Origin of the sequence: Zooshikella sp. RANM57, from assembly GCF_050749885.1 — a bacterium.
Classification (GTDB): Bacteria; Pseudomonadota; Gammaproteobacteria; order Pseudomonadales; family Zooshikellaceae; genus Zooshikella.
The window spans coordinates 19,799-35,605 of the sequence record NZ_JBOIUB010000007.1 but is presented as its reverse complement, the minus strand read 5'-3'; the positions used below and the strand labels follow the sequence as shown (position 1 = coordinate 35,605).

Below are 15,807 nucleotides of genomic sequence, written 5' to 3'. Positions count from 1 at the left end.
CTTGTCTTTAGGGTATTCCCCCTAACTTAGCCAAAAGCTGGGGGAGGGGAACTCATAATCCAATTGCCCCTAAACAGAAATAGAACTAGTCATTTCCTCTTCCATATACAGTATCTACATATCAATAAATCACTATAATTTAAAAACACACTCGTAGATAACTACAGGAAAGGATAATGCCTTACAAAACAATATCGGACATCATGATTAGGGATGTGATTAGTTGTACCGAAAAAGACTCTTTGGATGTACCTAACCGTCTAATGGCAGAGCATAGTATTCGCCACATTCCTGTTATCTCTAGTGAAAATGGTGACTTCCTTGGTGTTATCACTCAAAAACACTTACTTAAAGAAGCTTTTCAGCAAGCAAAGCTTTTTGGATCAGTTGATATGTGGACATTTGGTAGAGGAGTCACTGTAAAGTCAGCTTATTCTAAAGATGTAGAAACCGTTCAACCTGAACTCCCATTATCAGAAGCTGGAAAATACTTTCTAGAAACAAAATACGGCTGCTTACCAGTTGTTGATCAAGGCAAGCTTATAGGCCTTGTTACATCAGTAGATTTCGTCAGAATTGCTGTTGAACTTCTTACAGAACAAGAAAAAGAAGGGAAAAGCTAATACAGAGAAAACAGGAAAGCCAAAGCTTAAAAAAACTAAGCCGGGCTAAAAACCCGGCTCAATCGTGCTTACTCTTCATCAGCTGCTTCGACCTGAACTTCAGGACGATCAACCAACTCAACGTAAGCCATAGGTGCTTGGTCACCATGACGGAAACCGCACTTCAAAATGCGAATATAACCACCTGGACGCTCAGCAAAACGAGGACCCAATTCGGCAAACAATTTACCGACAGTAGCTTTACTACGTAGACGATCAAACGCCAAACGACGGTTAGCTACAGAGTCTTCTTTAGCCAAAGTAATCAATGGCTCTGCAACACGACGCAACTCTTTTGCCTTAGGCAATGTAGTCTTGATAATTTCGTGCTCTACCAAAGAACAGGTCATGTTTTGAAACATGGCTTTGCGGTGAGAGCTATTACGATTTAGCTTTCTACCACTCTTTCGATGACGCATAACTCAATTCCTTACCAAACTTGCTTTGCTTGGCTATTCAGTGACGTTAGGCAGAAACCTTATCGTCATTTTTTAAGCTAGCGGGAGGCCAGTTATCGAGACGCATGCCAAGAGACAAACCTCGAGAAGCCAGTACGTCTTTGATTTCTGTGAGCGATTTTTTACCCAAGTTAGGGGTTTTCAACAGCTCAACTTCCGTACGCTGGATCAAGTCACCTATGTAGTAAATGTTTTCAGCTTTCAGGCAGTTTGCACTGCGAACTGTTAGCTCAAGGTCATCTACTGGACGCAATAATATCGGATCAATTTCTTCTTCAATTTCTTCTGGTTCAGGCTCTTTGTCTCCCTCTAAGTCAACAAAGACTGCCAGTTGCTGTTGAAGAATCGTTGCAGCACGACGAATTGCTTCCTCTGGATCCAGAGTACCGTCAGTTTCTAAATCAAGTACCAACTTATCTAAGTCTGTACGTTGCTCAACACGAGCGCTTTCGACAACGTAGGACACTCGAAAAACGGGGCTATAGGTGGCATCAAGCTGAAGTCTACCAATAGAGCGACTTTCATCATCATCACTGATTCGTGCATCAGCAGGTTCATAGCCGCGGCCACGACGGACCTTAAGCTTCATATTTAACGAACCCGCATCGCTCAAATGAGCAATCACATGATCAGGATTAACCACTTCGATATCATGATCTAGCTGAATATCTGCTGCAGTTACAACACCCAGACCTTGCTTTGAAAGACTCAGTACTGCTTCATCACGACCATGCATCTTGATAGCAACACCTTTTAGGTTTAGCAGGATTTCAATAACATCCTCCTGCACACCTTCGATGGCACTATACTCGTGTAAAACGCCCTCTATTTCCGCCTCAACAATAGCGCACCCTGGCATCGATGAGAGTAATATACGACGTAACGCATTTCCCAAAGTATGCCCAAAGCCACGTTCTAGCGGCTCCAGAGTAACCTTTGCACGAGTTGCGCTGTTTTCCTGAACGTCTATGTGACGTGGTGTGAGAAAGTCTGTTACCGAACTCTGCATGGAAGTAATACCCTACTTGATGCCATTGTCTATCCTTTACTTGGAGTAAAGCTCTACAATGAGGTTTTCATTGATGTCTGCAGAGAGCTCACTCCGTTCAGGCCGAGCCTTGAATACCCCTTCTTTCTTCTTGGTATCCACCTCAACCCACTCAACCAAGCCACGCTGACTTGCAAGTTCTAGAGCGGCATTAATCCGCAGTTGGTTCTTGGCTTTTTCACGGATAGCGACTACATCACCCGGCTTAATCTGATAAGACGGAATATTAACTGCCTTACCATTTACCATGACAGCCTTATGGCTGACCAACTGGCGAGCTTCTGCACGAGTGGAACCAAAACCCATACGATAAACGATATTATCTAGGCGACATTCCAGAAGCTGTAGCAGGTTAACACCTGTTGCCCCTTTTATACGGTCAGCATTTTTATAGTAGTTGCGGAATTGCTTTTCTAGCAAACCGTACATACGACGTACTTTTTGCTTTTCACGCAACTGAAGACCGTAGTCGGATAAACGACCTCGACGTTGTCCGTGTTGCCCTGGAGCGGTTTCTGCACGACACTTGGAGTCGTGAGGCCGCACGCCGCTTTTCAGGAAAAGGTCTGTGCCTTCTCGACGAGACAGCTTACACTTAGGACCTAAATATCTAGCCATTTTTTCTCGTCTCCTGCCTTATACACGACGCTTCTTAGGTGGACGACAACCATTGTGGGGAATAGGAGTCACATCCACAATGTTAGTAACCTTGTAGCCACATGCATTTAATGCACGGACTGCAGATTCACGTCCTGGACCAGGGCCTTTAACACAGACATCAAGATTCTTCAGACCGTATTCAGCAGCAGCTTGGCCAGCTCTCTCTGCTGCAACCTGTGCAGCAAAAGGTGTGCTTTTACGTGAACCGCGGAAGCCTGAACCTCCAGCAGTTGCCCATGCCAAGGTGTTGCCTTGACGATCGGTAATGGTCACGATCGTATTGTTAAAAGACGCGTGGATATGGGCTACCCCATCAACCACCGTCTTTTTTACTTTCTTACGTGAACGAGTACCTGGCTTTGCCATATCAGATATGTCCTGTCTATGCTATACCTGCTGCAGCTAAGAAACTTTTCTTAGAAGCAGATACTTACTTACGAATAGGTTTACGAGGACCTTTACGAGTGCGGGCGTTTGTTTTAGTACGCTGGCCACGCACGGGTAAACTACGGCGGTGGCGTAAACCACGGTAGCAACCCAGATCCATTAACCTTTTAATATTCATATTGATTTCACGGCGCAAGTCACCTTCTGTAGTGTGCTCAGCAACTTTTGTCCGTAAAACCTCTATTTGGTCTTCGCTCAGATCTTTAACTTTACTCACTGGATCAATACCAGCATCAGCAAGAATTTTCTGAGCTGTTGGTCTGCCTATACCAAAGATATAGGTCAGGGAGATAACAGCATGTTTGTTATCTGGAATATTGACGCCTGCAATACGGGCCATTCAATCTACTCCAATCCCATCGAGCACTATGCTCTTTATCAAACGAAATACACCATCCGCGAAAGGCGCAACAGCATACCGTTTGCTGATCAATAAATCAACCGCCCAGCTAATTAATTAGCTGGGCGGCTAACTTATAAAAGCTGGTATTCCTTAGCCCTGACGCTGTTTATGGCGCGGTTCAGCACTGCAAATTACCCTTACTGCACCTTTACGGCGGATAATTTTACAGTTACGGCATATCTTTTTTACAGATGCACGTACTTTCATAGCTTTCTCCAAATCAACCGGCAGAGTTAACGCAACAGTCCACCGCTGCCAAAACCCTTAAGATTTGATTTTTTCATTAACGACTCATATTGATGCGACATAAGATGTGACTGTACTTGAGACATAAAGTCCATCACCACAACCACAACAATCAACAGTGACGTTCCTCCAAGATAGAATGGTACATTCCAAGCAACATTCAAAAACTGGGGAAGTAAGCACACTGCCGTCATGTACAATGCACCAAACATCGTTAAGCGTGTTAACACGCCATCAATGTAGCGTGCAGATTGTTCTCCAGGCCGTATACCAGGAATATACGCTCCTGACCGCTTCAAGTTATCAGACACTTCCTTTGGATTAAAAACAAGCGCTGTATAAAAGAAACAGAAGAATATAATCCCAGCTGAAAACAGAATAATATTTAAAGGTTGCCCAGGACTAATCGCATGAGCAAAATCCTGTAACCAGCTGAAAGCCCAGCTTTCCTCACCCGCAGCATCTGCAGAACCAGTACCAAACCACTGAGCTATAGATGCAGGAAACAGCAAAATACTACTAGCAAAAATTGCTGGAATAACACCAGCCATATTTACCTTTAATGGAAGATGACTTGACTGTGCTGCAAAAACTTTTCGGCCATGCTGGCGTTTAGCATAGTTAACCGTAATTCTCCGTTGACCACGCTCTACAAACACCACAAAACCAATTACAACAACAGCAATCAAGGCAACAAGCAATAACACCAAGACTTCCAAATTACCCTGCCGGGCTGACTCAAAGGCCTGCCCTATTGCTCTAGGTAATCCAGCAACAATACCTGAAAATATTAGGATTGAAATACCGTTACCAATCCCCCTCTCAGTAACCTGTTCACCAAGCCACATTAAGAAGACTGAACCAGTAACAAAGGTTGTTACTGCAGTAAAATAAAACCCAATATCTGTAGTATAGGTAACACCTTGATTAGCTAGACTAACAGTGATACCAAAACCTTGAATGGTTGCAAGTAAAACTGTGCCATAGCGAGTGTACTGACTAATCTTACGTCGACCAGCCTCACCTTCTTTTTTAAGCTGTTCCAGTTGAGGACTAACTACAGTCAACAACTGCATAATGATGGAAGCTGAAATATACGGCATGATGCCTAGAGCTAACACAGACATGCGCTCCAAGGCACCACCTGAGAACATATTAAAAAGGCTAAGGATAGTACCCTCGTTTTGACTGAACATTTGCGCTAACGTATCAGGGTTTATTCCTGGTACAGGAATATGCGCCCCAATGCGGTACACAATGATCGCCAATAATACAAAGCGGAGCCTTGCCCAAAGCTCGGTCAAACCACTTTGCGTTCCACCAGGGAGTGATCCTTGTTTAGCCATTTAGTCCTCGACTTTACCACCAGCTGCTTCAATTGCGGCGCGAGCACCTTTAGTCATAGCTAAACCTTTAACAGTCTTCGCTGTGGTGATCTCGCCAGAAAGAATAACTTTAACACGTTTTACATTGGCACTGATGATATTTGCTGCACGTAATGCTTGCAAATCAATTACTTCAGCATCAACTTTAACAAGTTCGTTTAAACGAACTTCTGCCGTGTACAAAGCCTTACGGGAAGTAAAGCCAAATTTGGGCAGTCGGCGCTGTAATGGCTGCTGACCGCCTTCAAATCCAGGTTTAACCGTACCACCTGAACGGGACTTCAAACCTTTGTGGCCACGGCCACCAGTTTTGCCCAAACCACTACCAATACCACGACCAACGCGCTTACCGGATTTGCGGCTGCCAGGTGCGGGCTTTAGAGAATTCAGATGCATGATTATTCTCCTTCCACTCGTACCAAGTAAGATACTTTGTTAATCATGCCGCGTACGGAAGGTGTGTCTTCAACGTCAACGGTGTGACCAATGCGTCGCAAGCCTAGTCCAGAAACACAGGCTTTATGACTGGCAAGGCGACCGTTCGTACTACGGACAAGCGTCACTTTAATACGTTTAGCTTCTGCCATTGTCTTATCCCAGAATGTCCTCAACAGACTTACCACGCTTGGCTGCAACATCATCCGGAGAGCGCATATCACGCAAACCATTAAAGGTTGCTTGCACCACGTTCACAGGATTTGTAGAGCCATAACATTTTGCCAATACGTTTTGTACGCCTGCAACTTCAAGTACTGCACGCATTGCACCACCAGCAATAACACCAGTACCTTCAGAGGCTGGCTGCATGAATACTTTAGAAGCACCATGCCTTGCTTTTACTGGATACTGTAATGTAGTGCCATCCAGATCTACTTGAATCATGTTACGACGTGCAGCTTCCATCGCTTTTTGAATAGCGATTGGCACTTCACGTGCTTTACCACGTCCAAAGCCGACCTTACCTTTACCATCGCCGACCACTGTCAACGCGGTAAAGCCAAAGATACGACCACCTTTGACTACCTTTGCGACGCGGTTAACCTGAACCAACTTTTCAATGTAACCTTCGTCGCTCTTACGATCGTTGTTAGCCATGCGTCTACCCTTAGAATTCCAACCCAGCTTCGCGTGCAGCGTCAGCTAACGCCTTGACACGACCATGGTATTTAAAACCAGAGCGATCGAACGCCACCTTAGTTATACCTGCAGCTTTAGCACGCTCGGCAACTAATGCACCGACCTTTTTCGCTGCTTCAACATTACTTGTAGTGGTACTGCGAAGGTCTTTATCTAGAGTTGACGCAGAGACCAGTACTTTATCCCCTTCTGGAGAAATCACTTGCGCATACATATGCTGCCCAGAGCGATGTATACATAAGCGAGTTGCCTTGAGCTCACGCATTTTTAGGCGAGCTTGAAGGGCGCGACGGAGTCTTGATTGTTTCTTTACGCTCATATCAATGCCCTACCTTACTTCTTCTTCGCTTCTTTACGGTGAACACGTTCATCCGCATAACGAATACCTTTACCTTTATAAGGCTCAGGGCGACGGAAGTCGCGAATTTCTGCGGCAACTTGTCCAACCAGCTGTTTATCGATCCCTTTGAGAACAATTTCCGTTTGCGAAGGAGTTTCTGCTTGAACACCTTCTGGCAATTGATAATCAACAGGATGTGAGAAGCCAAGTGTCAGGTTTAGGGATTTGCCTTTGGCTTGAGCACGATAACCAACACCAATCAGCTGTAACTTTTTCTCAAAACCATTGCTGACACCAGTAACCATATTAGCTACTAGCGCACGAGTAGTACCTGCCATTGCACGAGAGTGCTTTGCTCCATCACGGGCTGCAAAGGTTAAACTGCCATCCGCCTGATTAACTTCTACACTGTGATGAAGGTTCATATCCAAAGAGCCTTTGGAACCTTTAACAGTGATGTGGCGATTATCCAGCTTAACTTCTACACCGTTAGGGATAACAACAGGGTTTTTAGCGACTCGAGACATCTTAACCCTCCCTTAAAATACGGTGCAGAGAATTTCACCGCCAATACCAGCAGCGCGAGCAGCACGATCAGTCATCACACCTTTATTAGTGGAGACAATCGCTACACCCAAGCCACCATTAATTTTTGGCAGTGCATCTTTACCAGTGTAGGCACGCAAGCCTGGACGGCTTACACGCTTAAGCTCTTCAATAACAGGCTTGCCATTGAAGTACTTCAGCTCAATGCTCAGTACAGGCTTGGCTTCACCTTCAACCGCATAACCAGTGATATAACCTTCGTCTTTCAATACTTTGGCAACAGCCATTTTTATTTTGGACGATGGCATACTGACAGAAGCTTTTTCTGCCATTTGGGCATTACGGATACGAGTCAGCATATCTGCCAACGGGTCCTGCATACTCATGTCTAAACGTCTCCTCGAATTAAACTACGCACTACCAGCTTGCTTTAACCAAACCAGGAACATCACCACGCATTGCAGCTTCACGTAACTTAATCCGGCTTAAACCAAATTTGCGATAGTAGCCATGTGGGCGACCGGTGACACGACAGCGGTTACGAACACGAATGGGACTAGCATTACGTGGCAACTTTTGCAGCGCCATTTGTGCTTCCCACTTTTGCTCTTCCGTTGCGTTCACATCAGCCAAAACCGCTTTAATCTTGGCACGCTTTTCAGCGTACTTGGCTACTGTACGGATGCGCTTTAATTCGCGCTGTTTCATTGATACTTTTGCCATAACCCCGCCCTATTAACCTTTAAACGGGAAGTTAAACGCTTTAAGTAAAGCGCGCCCTTCTTCGTCGGTCTTAGCAGTGGTGGTCAGCGTAATATCCAGACCACGCAAGGTGTCAATTTTATCGTACTCAATTTCTGGAAAGATAATTTGCTCTTTAACACCCATGCTGTAGTTACCACGACCATCAAATGACTTAGGGCTTAAACCACGGAAGTCACGAACGCGAGGTAATGCAACAGATACTAAGCGATCCAGAAACTCATACATTCTTTGCTTACGCAGGGTAACCTTTACACCAATAGGCCAACCCTGACGAATTTTAAATCCAGCAACAGATTTACGTGCTTTTGTGACAACTGGCTTTTGACCAGAAATCTTGACCATATCTGCAACTGCATTGTCGATGACTTTTTTGTCACCTACCGCTTCACCAACACCCATATTCAAGGTAATTTTGGTGATCTTTGGTACTTCATGGACATTCTTGTACCCAAACTGCTCTAGAAGCTGGGGTACAATTTCACTCTTGTACTTTTCGTGTAATCTAGCCATTGTTCAACCTATCCTGCCTTAGGCATTTACAGGCTTGCCAGTAGATTTGAAGATACGGCGTTTTTCTTTGCCTTCACCTTCAAAGCCCACCCGATCAGCCTTGTTGGTCTCTGAATTAAAGATCGCAACATTAGAAACGTGAATCGCCGCTTCTTTCTCGACAATACCGCCGGGACGATTCAGCATTGGGTTTGGCTTTGTATGGCGCTTGACCATATTAATACCAGAAACAATCAACTTGTTATCTGGCTTAACGGTCATTACCTTGCCGCGCTTACCTTTATCTTTACCGGCAATTACGATGACTTCATCACCACTTCTGATCTTACGCATCGCTGGGCCCCTCCTTATAGCACTTCAGGTGCTAAAGAAATAATTTTCATAAACTGCTCAGAGCGCAGCTCACGAGTTACAGGCCCAAAAATACGAGTACCAATTGGCTGCTGCTGATTATTCAGCAAAACTGCTGCATTGCCATCGAAACGAATCAATGAGCCATCTTGACGACGCACACCCTTTTTAGTGCGCACAACAACAGCGTTCATCACCTGGCCCTTTTTGACCTTGCCACGAGGAATTGCTTCCTTGACAGTCACTTTGATGATGTCACCGATATTGGCATAACGGCGGTGAGAACCACCTAAAACCTTGATACACATTACCCGACGTGCACCGCTGTTATCAGCCACATCGAGCATGGTTTGTGCCTGAATCATGTGCTTTCTCCAACCTCATGTTTTACGCTAGGCGTTGAGGCTAATTGAATTAAACCTGTGTTGCCCGCTCATCAATAGAAATCAGAGAAAACGCCTTAGTCTTAGACAAAGGTCTGACTTCTTTGATGGTTACCAAATCACCAATTTGACACTCATTGTTAGGGTCATGAGCATGCAACTTCGTTGAGCGTTTTTGGTACTTCCCATAAATTGGATGCTTTACCTGACGCTCAATCATTACAGTGATGGTTTTATCCATCTTGTTGCTCACAACCCGACCGCTCAGGGTACGGCCTTTACTTTCTTGCTCAGCCATTGCTCTTACCTACCTGCTCAGTTAGCACTGTTTTAACCCGTGCGATGTCGCGACGAACCTGTTTCAGCAGATGGGTCTGCGTTAGCTGGCCAACAGCCTTTTGCATACGGTAGTTGAACTGGTCACGCAACAGTGAGTGAAGCTGTTCACGCAGCTCCTCGGGTGATTTCTCACGTAGCTCTTGTACTTTCATTACATCACCGTCCGCTTAACGAAAGTTGTTTCAACGGGTAGCTTAGCAGCCGCTAATGCGAAAGCCTCACGTGCCAGTTCTTCAGAAACACCTTCCATCTCGTAAAGAACACGACCAGGTTGAATCTGGCAGACCCAGTATTCAACACTACCCTTACCTTTACCCTGGCGCACCTCCAGTGGTTTTTGAGTGATTGGTTTGTCTGGGAAAATACGGATCCAGATTTTACCACCACGCTTGATGTGACGAGTCATGGCACGACGTGCAGCCTCAATTTGGCGTGCAGTAATGCGACCACGACCAGTCGCTTTTAAAGCATATTCACCGAAGCTTACTTTTGAGCCTCGAAGAGCTAACCCACGATTGCGGCCCTTCTGTTGCTTCCTAAACTTCGTACGCTTTGGTTGCAGCATCGAAGTACCCCTTATTTAGCAGCTTTTTTCTTAGCGGGTTTACTAGCTGGCTTCTCGTCTTCACGTTGGCCACCAATAACCTCGCCTTTGAAAATCCAAACTTTAACGCCCAATACACCATATGTGGTGTGTGCTTCGTAAGTTGCATAATCAATATCTGCACGAAGCGTATGCAGTGGTACACGACCTTCTCGATACCATTCAGTACGTGCGATTTCTGCACCACCCAGGCGACCGCTGATTTGAATCTTGATGCCTTTTGCGCCAAGACGCATTGCATTCTGCACCGCACGCTTCATAGCACGACGGAACATCACGCGACGCTCAAGCTGGTTAGCAACACTTTGTGCTACCAACATTGCATCAAGCTCAGGCTTGCGAATTTCTTCAATGTTGATATGAACAGGAATGCCCATCGCACCAGAAACTTCCTGGCGCAGTTTTTCAACATCTTCACCTTTTTTACCAATCACAATGCCTGGACGAGCGGTATGGATGGTAATACGAGCACTCTGCGCTGGACGCTGAATTTCGACGCGGCTAACAGAGGCATTTTTCAGCTTCTTTTGAATACGTGCACGAACTTGCAAATCAGTGATTAGCTTGTCCGAGTATTCTGTTCCTTCGGCATACCATACAGAAGTATGGTCTTTTACGATGCCTAAACGAATCCCAGTTGGATGTACTTTTTGACCCATGACTGACCCCTATTTCTCAGCAACTTTAACCGTGATATGGCAAGTCCGCTTCAATATGCGGTCAGCACGGCCTTTAGCACGTGGGCGAATTCGTTTGAGTGTAGTTCCTTCGTCTACAAAAACTGTAGAAACTTTCAGCTCATCGATATCCGCACCTTCATTGTGCTCAGCGTTGGCAACTGCCGACTCAAGCACTTTCTTAAATAGCATTGCTGCCTTTTTAGGACTGAAGGCCAAAATATTAAGCGCTTCATCTACCGATTTTCCGCGAATCTGGTCAGCAACCAAACGGGCTTTTTGGGCAGATATGTTAGCGCCTTTATGCTTAGCAGCTACTTCCATCTTAATAACCCCTTACCTACGCTTGGCTTTCTTATCTGCTGCATGACCACGATAAGTGCGAGTGGCAGCAAATTCGCCGAGTTTATGTCCAACCATGTCTTCTGTAACAAAGACAGGTACATGCTGACGACCATTATGTACCGCAACGGTTAAACCCACCATTTGCGGAATAATCATCGAGCGACGTGACCATGTTTTAATTGGACGCTTGTCACCTTTCTCTACAGCGTCCTCAACCTTCTTCAATAAATGAAGGTCTACAAATGGACCTTTTTTTAATGAACGTGGCACGGTGTCGTATCCTCTTTAGCTAACCTGTTTAACCGCGACGACGCACAATAAGCTTGTCAGTACGCTTATTACTACGAGTTTTGCGGCCCTTAGTGGGTAGACCCCATGGAGAAACTGGATGACGACCACCAGAGGTACGGCCTTCACCACCACCATGAGGGTGATCAACAGGGTTCATCGCAACACCGCGAACTGTTGGACGAATACCACGCCAACGCTTGGCACCCGCTTTACCCAAAGAACGCAGGTTGTGCTCACTGTTGGATACTTCACCTAATGTGGCACGGCAGTCAGCAAGAATTTTACGCATTTCGCCAGAGCGAAGACGTACAGTTACATAGCTACCTTCACGAGCCACAAGCTGTACAGACGCTCCAGCACTACGAGCAATCTGCGCACCTTTGCCAGGCTTCATTTCAATACAGTGAATAACACTACCTACAGGAATATTCCGTAGCGGTAAGGTGTTACCTGCTTTGATCGGAGCATCAGCACCAGAAATAACCTGATCACCTTGTTTCAGACCTTTTGGTGCAATGATGTAACGGCGTTCACCGTCAATATATTTCACAAGCGCAATATAAGCAGTACGGTTAGGATCGTACTCTAAACGCTCAACAACTCCTGGAATGCCATCCTTATTGCGACGGAAGTCGACCATACGGTAGTGATGCTTGTGGCCACCACCACGATGACGGGTAGTAATACGGCCATTATTATTACGGCCACCCGTTTTACTTTTCTTTTCTACCAAAGGAGCGTAAGGCGCACCTTTGTGCAAATTAGGATTGACTACGTTTACAACAAAGCGACGGCCAGGAGAAGTAGGTTTACATTTTTGAATCGGCATACCTTACACTCCCCTTACTCAGCGTCAACAAAGTCAATTTCTTGACCTTGCTCCAGACGAACATATGCTTTCTTCCAGTCAGAACGCTTACCTAAGCCATGAATAGTGCGCTTAGTTTTACCTTTCGTATTAAGCGTCTGAATCGACTTGACCTTCACGTCAAACAGCGTTTCTACTGCTTTTTTGACTTCACGCTTGGTCGCGTCTTTTGCCACACGGAAAACATACTGACCATTATTTTCCGCTAAGACAGTTGCCTTTTCGGAAATGTGTGGACCAAGCAGTACCTTAAATACTCTTTCCTGGTTCATCCCAGCATCTCCTCGAATTTCTTCAGCGCAGCAACTGTTACGACAACCTTTTCATAGGCAATCATGCTGACTGGATTTGCAGCCATCGCATCGCTGACATCCACATGAGGAATGTTGCGTGCAGCCAGATACAAGTTTTGATCCACTTCTTCAGTTACGATCAATACATTGCCAGCATTCAGTTCTTTTAGCTTGGCTACCAATTCTTTGGTTTTTGGCGCTGAAACTTTAAAGTCTTCTACAACAACCAAACGTTCTTGACGAACAAGTTCTGAAAGAATAGAACGCATCGCCGCACGATACATTTTCTTGTTCAGTTTCTGTTCGTGATTTTGTGGTTTAGCAGCAAATGCTACTCCACCAGAACGCCAAATTGGGCTGCGAATTGTACCAGCACGCGCACGTCCAGTACCTTTCTGACGCCATGGCTTGCGACCACCGCCACTTACTTCAGAGCGAGTTTTTTGCGCACGAGTACCCTGACGAGCACCTGCCAAATACGCAACAACTGCCTGATGCACTAATGTTTCGTTAAATTCAGCTGCAAAAGTATGATCTGAAACTTGAATCGTACCTGCACCTGTTACATTTAAATCCATGAGTTCAACCCCCCTCAGGCACCAGTTTTGACTGCTGGTCGAACAATAACCTGAGCACCGGTAGCACCAGGAACTGCACCTTTAATTAGAAGCAGGTTGCGCTCAGCATCAACTCGAACAACCTCTAAAGACTGTACTGTCACACGGCGATGTCCCATATGACCAGCCATCTTTTTGCCTTTGAACACGCGACCAGGTGTTTGACACTGACCGATTGAACCAGGCGCACGGTGAGATAATGAGTTACCGTGGGTTGCATCTTGAGTCGCAAAGTTCCAGCGTTTTACTGTTCCAGCAAAACCTTTACCTTTGGACTGTCCAGTTACATCAACTTTCTGTCCTGCCTGAAAAAGATCAACCTTGATTTGGTCACCAACATTGATTTCTTCATTTCCAGCGCGGAATTCCCAAAGACCTACACCAGCTTCAACACCAGCTTTTGCAAACAGGCCTTTTTCAGCACGATTCAAGCCGCGACCAGGGCGCTTACGCTCACGCTTACTTCCAGTAGTAACCTGAATAGCAGAGTAACCATCAGTATCTACTGTTTTAACCTGTGTGACGCGGTTAGGATCAACCTCAATTACCGTGACAGGCACAGAGGCACCATCTTCGGTAAAAATGCGCGTCATGCCACATTTCTTTCCGACTAAACCAATAGTCATGATTAAACCTCTCATGTGTACGGGGCTATTACCCACTATGGCCACCCATTTCAGAGCGTTACACTAAGTTGCGCACCCAGTGGAATGTACACCCGATGTTTCGTGGTTAACCCAGACTGATTTGAACTTCTACACCAGCAGCCAAATCTAGCTTCATTAGCGCATCAACAGTCTTATCAGTTGGTTCAACGATATCTAAAAGTCGCTTGTGGGTGCGAATTTCATATTGGTCACGCGCGTCTTTATTCACGTGAGGAGAAATGAGCACAGTAAAGCGCTCTTTTTTCGTAGGCAATGGAATTGGACCACGCACCTGGGCCCCAGTACGCTTTGCTGTTTCAACAATTTCCTGGGTGGAGACATCTATCAGGCGGTGATCAAACGCTTTCAAACGAATACGGATTTGCTGACTTTGCATTTGATCAAAACTCCAGAATAAAGAACTACACTAGACACACGATGTTGTCATAGCAAAAGGAGGCAAAATTCTACTTTCGCAACATCACTCTGTCAAGCATGCACAATAAGAGGCCCCACCCTTGGCGGAGCCTCTTATAGATTTTTTACTGTTAAAAATAAGTGTTGTTATTCGATAATCTTAGCAACAACACCAGCGCCAACAGTACGGCCACCTTCACGGATCGCAAAGCGTAGACCTTCTTCCATCGCAATTGGCGCAATCAATGTTACTTTCATCTGCACGTTGTCGCCTGGCATTACCATCTCAACACCTTCTGGCAACTCACATGCACCTGTCACATCAGTAGTACGGAAGTAGAACTGAGGACGGTAACCTTTGAAGAATGGGGTGTGACGTCCACCTTCTTCTTTACTCAGCACGTAAACTTCTGATTCAAACTTAGTGTGTGGCGTAATAGAGCCCGGGATAGCCAATACTTGACCACGTTCAACGTCATCACGCTTAGTACCACGCAACAAGGCACCAACGTTCTCACCTGCACGACCTTCGTCAAGCAGCTTACGGAACATTTCTACACCTGTTACTGTGGTCTTGGTGGTGTCACGCAGACCAATGATTTCTACTTCGTCACCCACTTTAACAATACCACGCTCAACACGGCCTGTTACCACAGTACCACGACCAGAAATTGAGAATACGTCCTCGATTGGCATCAAGAAAGGCTGATCAATGGCACGCTCTGGCTGTGGGATGTACTCATCCAATGTTTCTACTAGCTTAACAACCGCAGAAACACCCATTTCGTTGTCGTCTTTGCCTTCTAATGCCATCAACGCAGAACCAGTAATGATTGGCGTGTCGTCTCCTGGGAACTCATATTCGTTCAACAGTTCACGCACGTCCATTTCAACCAGCTCTAATAGCTCTTCATCGTCAACCATATCTGCTTTGTTTAGGAATACGACGATGTAAGGAACGCCCACCTGACGAGACAACAGGATGTGCTCACGCGTTTGAGGCATGGGGCCGTCTGCTGCAGAACAAACCAGGATTGCTCCATCCATTTGCGCCGCACCAGTGATCATGTTTTTAACGTAGTCAGCGTGCCCTGGGCAATCTACGTGTGCATAGTGACGATTTGGAGAGTCATACTCAACGTGTGCAGTTGAGATAGTGATACCACGCTCACGCTCTTCAGGTGCGTTATCAATTTGGTCAAACGCTTTAACTTCACCACCCCAAGTTTCCGCACAAACGCGAGTCAGGGCTGCTGTCAATGTAGTTTTACCGTGGTCAACGTGACCAATTGTACCTACGTTAACGTGTGGCTTATTACGTTCAAACTTAGCTTTAGCCATTGTGAGTTATACCTTCTTATCAGAATT

General features: G+C 45.7%; 30 protein-coding genes. 1 reads left to right on the top strand and 29 read right to left on the bottom strand.

Annotated features, from left to right (window positions below; translation table 11 throughout):
* The first annotated feature begins 176 nt into the window (after positions 1-176).
* Positions 177-623 carry a CBS domain-containing protein gene (locus ACQ96U_RS15325; protein WP_431722130.1) on the top strand — a complete coding sequence of 149 codons (447 nt, stop codon included), beginning with the start codon at positions 177-179 and terminating at the stop codon, positions 621-623.
* Between the two features lie 68 nt (positions 624-691).
* Here the strand turns inward: ACQ96U_RS15325 and rplQ are convergent, their stop codons facing one another.
* From rplQ to tuf, 29 genes are all read right to left on the bottom strand, one after another.
* Complete coding sequence (gene rplQ / locus ACQ96U_RS15320; RefSeq protein WP_431722129.1) at positions 692-1,081, bottom strand: 50S ribosomal protein L17; 390 nt, start codon at positions 1,079-1,081, stop codon at positions 692-694.
* 46 nt (positions 1,082-1,127) lie between these two features.
* Positions 1,128-2,129, bottom strand: a complete 1,002-nt coding sequence (locus tag ACQ96U_RS15315) for a DNA-directed RNA polymerase subunit alpha (RefSeq protein WP_215820376.1) — start codon at positions 2,127-2,129, stop codon at positions 1,128-1,130.
* Positions 2,130-2,165: 36 nt separating this feature from the next.
* A complete protein-coding gene (rpsD, locus tag ACQ96U_RS15310; RefSeq protein WP_431722128.1) occupies positions 2,166-2,786 on the bottom strand; it encodes a 30S ribosomal protein S4 in 621 nt (206 codons plus the stop codon).
* Positions 2,787-2,804: 18 nt separating this feature from the next.
* Positions 2,805-3,194 (bottom strand): 30S ribosomal protein S11, encoded by a 390-nt coding sequence (rpsK, locus tag ACQ96U_RS15305; RefSeq protein WP_027709023.1) that lies wholly within the window; start codon positions 3,192-3,194, stop codon positions 2,805-2,807.
* 64 nt (positions 3,195-3,258) lie between these two features.
* Positions 3,259-3,615: a 30S ribosomal protein S13 gene (rpsM, locus tag ACQ96U_RS15300; protein ID WP_431722127.1), complete on the bottom strand. Its 357-nt coding sequence runs from the start codon at positions 3,613-3,615 to the stop codon at positions 3,259-3,261.
* Positions 3,616-3,768: 153 nt separating this feature from the next.
* Complete coding sequence (gene rpmJ, locus ACQ96U_RS15295; protein WP_084611293.1) at positions 3,769-3,885, bottom strand: 50S ribosomal protein L36; 117 nt, start codon at positions 3,883-3,885, stop codon at positions 3,769-3,771.
* A 26-nt stretch (positions 3,886-3,911) separates the two neighbouring features.
* A complete protein-coding gene (secY, locus tag ACQ96U_RS15290; RefSeq protein WP_431722126.1) occupies positions 3,912-5,270 on the bottom strand; it encodes a preprotein translocase subunit SecY in 1,359 nt (452 codons plus the stop codon).
* A complete protein-coding gene (rplO, locus tag ACQ96U_RS15285) occupies positions 5,271-5,705 on the bottom strand; it encodes a 50S ribosomal protein L15 (RefSeq protein ID WP_431722125.1) in 435 nt (144 codons plus the stop codon).
* Positions 5,706-5,707: 2 nt separating this feature from the next.
* The gene (rpmD, locus tag ACQ96U_RS15280; RefSeq protein WP_027709019.1) at positions 5,708-5,896 is read right to left on the bottom strand and encodes a 50S ribosomal protein L30; all 189 of its coding nucleotides are present in this window, start codon (positions 5,894-5,896) and stop codon (positions 5,708-5,710) included.
* A gap of 4 nt (positions 5,897-5,900) precedes the next feature.
* On the bottom strand, positions 5,901-6,404 hold the full coding sequence (gene rpsE, locus ACQ96U_RS15275; RefSeq protein WP_431722124.1) for a 30S ribosomal protein S5: 504 nt from the start codon (positions 6,402-6,404) through the stop codon (positions 5,901-5,903).
* Between the two features lie 10 nt (positions 6,405-6,414).
* Positions 6,415-6,765: a 50S ribosomal protein L18 gene (gene rplR / locus ACQ96U_RS15270; protein WP_431722123.1), complete on the bottom strand. Its 351-nt coding sequence runs from the start codon at positions 6,763-6,765 to the stop codon at positions 6,415-6,417.
* Positions 6,766-6,779: 14 nt separating this feature from the next.
* Entirely contained in the window at positions 6,780-7,313 is a 534-nt protein-coding gene (gene rplF, locus ACQ96U_RS15265; RefSeq protein WP_431722122.1) for a 50S ribosomal protein L6, read from the bottom strand.
* Positions 7,314-7,325: 12 nt separating this feature from the next.
* Positions 7,326-7,718, bottom strand: a complete 393-nt coding sequence (rpsH, locus tag ACQ96U_RS15260; RefSeq protein ID WP_215820370.1) for a 30S ribosomal protein S8 — start codon at positions 7,716-7,718, stop codon at positions 7,326-7,328.
* A gap of 31 nt (positions 7,719-7,749) precedes the next feature.
* Positions 7,750-8,055, bottom strand: a complete 306-nt coding sequence (gene rpsN / locus ACQ96U_RS15255) for a 30S ribosomal protein S14 (protein ID WP_027709014.1) — start codon at positions 8,053-8,055, stop codon at positions 7,750-7,752.
* A gap of 12 nt (positions 8,056-8,067) precedes the next feature.
* Positions 8,068-8,607 (bottom strand): 50S ribosomal protein L5, encoded by a 540-nt coding sequence (gene rplE, locus ACQ96U_RS15250; RefSeq protein WP_431722121.1) that lies wholly within the window; start codon positions 8,605-8,607, stop codon positions 8,068-8,070.
* Between the two features lie 18 nt (positions 8,608-8,625).
* A complete protein-coding gene (gene rplX, locus ACQ96U_RS15245) occupies positions 8,626-8,940 on the bottom strand; it encodes a 50S ribosomal protein L24 (protein ID WP_027709012.1) in 315 nt (104 codons plus the stop codon).
* Between the two features lie 14 nt (positions 8,941-8,954).
* Positions 8,955-9,323 (bottom strand): 50S ribosomal protein L14, encoded by a 369-nt coding sequence (rplN, locus tag ACQ96U_RS15240; protein ID WP_027709011.1) that lies wholly within the window; start codon positions 9,321-9,323, stop codon positions 8,955-8,957.
* Positions 9,324-9,372: 49 nt separating this feature from the next.
* The gene (gene rpsQ / locus ACQ96U_RS15235) at positions 9,373-9,639 is read right to left on the bottom strand and encodes a 30S ribosomal protein S17 (RefSeq protein WP_431722120.1); all 267 of its coding nucleotides are present in this window, start codon (positions 9,637-9,639) and stop codon (positions 9,373-9,375) included.
* Positions 9,632-9,832 (bottom strand): 50S ribosomal protein L29, encoded by a 201-nt coding sequence (gene rpmC / locus ACQ96U_RS15230; RefSeq protein ID WP_027709009.1) that lies wholly within the window; start codon positions 9,830-9,832, stop codon positions 9,632-9,634. Before rpmC ends, rpsQ begins: the two co-directional genes overlap by 8 nt.
* Entirely contained in the window at positions 9,832-10,245 is a 414-nt protein-coding gene (gene rplP, locus ACQ96U_RS15225) for a 50S ribosomal protein L16 (RefSeq protein WP_027709008.1), read from the bottom strand. Before rplP ends, rpmC begins: the two co-directional genes overlap by 1 nt.
* 11 nt (positions 10,246-10,256) lie before the next feature.
* Positions 10,257-10,943 carry a 30S ribosomal protein S3 gene (gene rpsC / locus ACQ96U_RS15220; RefSeq protein WP_027709007.1) on the bottom strand — a complete coding sequence of 229 codons (687 nt, stop codon included), beginning with the start codon at positions 10,941-10,943 and terminating at the stop codon, positions 10,257-10,259.
* Between the two features lie 9 nt (positions 10,944-10,952).
* Entirely contained in the window at positions 10,953-11,291 is a 339-nt protein-coding gene (gene rplV / locus ACQ96U_RS15215; RefSeq protein WP_431722382.1) for a 50S ribosomal protein L22, read from the bottom strand.
* A gap of 6 nt (positions 11,292-11,297) precedes the next feature.
* Positions 11,298-11,576: a 30S ribosomal protein S19 gene (gene rpsS, locus ACQ96U_RS15210; protein ID WP_027709005.1), complete on the bottom strand. Its 279-nt coding sequence runs from the start codon at positions 11,574-11,576 to the stop codon at positions 11,298-11,300.
* A 28-nt stretch (positions 11,577-11,604) separates the two neighbouring features.
* Positions 11,605-12,426, bottom strand: coding sequence for a 50S ribosomal protein L2 (gene rplB, locus ACQ96U_RS15205; RefSeq protein WP_431722119.1), 822 nt, complete (start codon positions 12,424-12,426; stop codon positions 11,605-11,607).
* 14 nt (positions 12,427-12,440) lie between these two features.
* The gene (gene rplW, locus ACQ96U_RS15200; protein WP_431722118.1) at positions 12,441-12,737 is read right to left on the bottom strand and encodes a 50S ribosomal protein L23; all 297 of its coding nucleotides are present in this window, start codon (positions 12,735-12,737) and stop codon (positions 12,441-12,443) included.
* The gene (rplD, locus tag ACQ96U_RS15195) at positions 12,734-13,336 is read right to left on the bottom strand and encodes a 50S ribosomal protein L4 (protein WP_431722117.1); all 603 of its coding nucleotides are present in this window, start codon (positions 13,334-13,336) and stop codon (positions 12,734-12,736) included. The genes rplW and rplD overlap by 4 nt, the downstream gene beginning before the upstream one ends.
* Before the next feature lie 14 nt (positions 13,337-13,350).
* Positions 13,351-14,001, bottom strand: a complete 651-nt coding sequence (rplC, locus tag ACQ96U_RS15190; protein ID WP_431722116.1) for a 50S ribosomal protein L3 — start codon at positions 13,999-14,001, stop codon at positions 13,351-13,353.
* A 106-nt stretch (positions 14,002-14,107) separates the two neighbouring features.
* Positions 14,108-14,419 carry a 30S ribosomal protein S10 gene (gene rpsJ, locus ACQ96U_RS15185; RefSeq protein WP_027709000.1) on the bottom strand — a complete coding sequence of 104 codons (312 nt, stop codon included), beginning with the start codon at positions 14,417-14,419 and terminating at the stop codon, positions 14,108-14,110.
* A 167-nt stretch (positions 14,420-14,586) separates the two neighbouring features.
* Complete coding sequence (gene tuf / locus ACQ96U_RS15180; RefSeq protein WP_431722115.1) at positions 14,587-15,780, bottom strand: elongation factor Tu; 1,194 nt, start codon at positions 15,778-15,780, stop codon at positions 14,587-14,589.
* Positions 15,781-15,807: the final 27 nt, after the last annotated feature.

Excerpts from the sequence above, each read along its gene's own strand:
- rpsK (WP_027709023.1), bottom strand. The coding sequence starts at position 3,194 with ATGGCAAAGCCAGGTACTCGTTCACGTAAGAAAGTAAAAAAGACGGTG.
- ACQ96U_RS15315 (WP_215820376.1), bottom strand. The coding sequence starts at position 2,129 with ATGCAGAGTTCGGTAACAGACTTTCTCACACCACGTCACATAGACGTT.
- rplP (WP_027709008.1), bottom strand. The coding sequence starts at position 10,245 with ATGCTGCAACCAAAGCGTACGAAGTTTAGGAAGCAACAGAAGGGCCGC.
- rpsE (WP_431722124.1), bottom strand. The coding sequence starts at position 6,404 with ATGGCTAACAACGATCGTAAGAGCGACGAAGGTTACATTGAAAAGTTG.
- rplX (WP_027709012.1), bottom strand. The coding sequence starts at position 8,940 with ATGCGTAAGATCAGAAGTGGTGATGAAGTCATCGTAATTGCCGGTAAA.
- rpsQ (WP_431722120.1), bottom strand. The coding sequence starts at position 9,639 with ATGGCTGAGCAAGAAAGTAAAGGCCGTACCCTGAGCGGTCGGGTTGTG.
- rpmJ (WP_084611293.1), bottom strand. The coding sequence starts at position 3,885 with ATGAAAGTACGTGCATCTGTAAAAAAGATATGCCGTAACTGTAAAATT.
- rplN (WP_027709011.1), bottom strand. The coding sequence starts at position 9,323 with ATGATTCAGGCACAAACCATGCTCGATGTGGCTGATAACAGCGGTGCA.
- rpsH (WP_215820370.1), bottom strand. The coding sequence starts at position 7,718 with ATGAGTATGCAGGACCCGTTGGCAGATATGCTGACTCGTATCCGTAAT.
- rpsN (WP_027709014.1), bottom strand. The coding sequence starts at position 8,055 with ATGGCAAAAGTATCAATGAAACAGCGCGAATTAAAGCGCATCCGTACA.
- rpsJ (WP_027709000.1), bottom strand. The coding sequence starts at position 14,419 with ATGCAAAGTCAGCAAATCCGTATTCGTTTGAAAGCGTTTGATCACCGC.
- rpsD (WP_431722128.1), bottom strand. The coding sequence starts at position 2,786 with ATGGCTAGATATTTAGGTCCTAAGTGTAAGCTGTCTCGTCGAGAAGGC.
- rpmC (WP_027709009.1), bottom strand. The coding sequence starts at position 9,832 with ATGAAAGTACAAGAGCTACGTGAGAAATCACCCGAGGAGCTGCGTGAA.
- rplR (WP_431722123.1), bottom strand. The coding sequence starts at position 6,765 with ATGAGCGTAAAGAAACAATCAAGACTCCGTCGCGCCCTTCAAGCTCGC.
- rplE (WP_431722121.1), bottom strand. The coding sequence starts at position 8,607 with ATGGCTAGATTACACGAAAAGTACAAGAGTGAAATTGTACCCCAGCTT.
- rplD (WP_431722117.1), bottom strand. The coding sequence starts at position 13,336 with ATGGATTTAAATGTAACAGGTGCAGGTACGATTCAAGTTTCAGATCAT.
- tuf (WP_431722115.1), bottom strand. The coding sequence starts at position 15,780 with ATGGCTAAAGCTAAGTTTGAACGTAATAAGCCACACGTTAACGTAGGT.
- secY (WP_431722126.1), bottom strand. The coding sequence starts at position 5,270 with ATGGCTAAACAAGGATCACTCCCTGGTGGAACGCAAAGTGGTTTGACC.
- rplO (WP_431722125.1), bottom strand. The coding sequence starts at position 5,705 with ATGCATCTGAATTCTCTAAAGCCCGCACCTGGCAGCCGCAAATCCGGT.
- rpmD (WP_027709019.1), bottom strand. The coding sequence starts at position 5,896 with ATGGCAGAAGCTAAACGTATTAAAGTGACGCTTGTCCGTAGTACGAAC.
- rpsC (WP_027709007.1), bottom strand. The coding sequence starts at position 10,943 with ATGGGTCAAAAAGTACATCCAACTGGGATTCGTTTAGGCATCGTAAAA.
- rplC (WP_431722116.1), bottom strand. The coding sequence starts at position 14,001 with ATGACTATTGGTTTAGTCGGAAAGAAATGTGGCATGACGCGCATTTTT.
- rplF (WP_431722122.1), bottom strand. The coding sequence starts at position 7,313 with ATGTCTCGAGTCGCTAAAAACCCTGTTGTTATCCCTAACGGTGTAGAA.
- rplW (WP_431722118.1), bottom strand. The coding sequence starts at position 12,737 with ATGAACCAGGAAAGAGTATTTAAGGTACTGCTTGGTCCACACATTTCC.
- rpsM (WP_431722127.1), bottom strand. The coding sequence starts at position 3,615 with ATGGCCCGTATTGCAGGCGTCAATATTCCAGATAACAAACATGCTGTT.
- rplQ (WP_431722129.1), bottom strand. The coding sequence starts at position 1,081 with ATGCGTCATCGAAAGAGTGGTAGAAAGCTAAATCGTAATAGCTCTCAC.
- ACQ96U_RS15325 (WP_431722130.1), top strand. The coding sequence starts at position 177 with ATGCCTTACAAAACAATATCGGACATCATGATTAGGGATGTGATTAGT.
- rplB (WP_431722119.1), bottom strand. The coding sequence starts at position 12,426 with ATGCCGATTCAAAAATGTAAACCTACTTCTCCTGGCCGTCGCTTTGTT.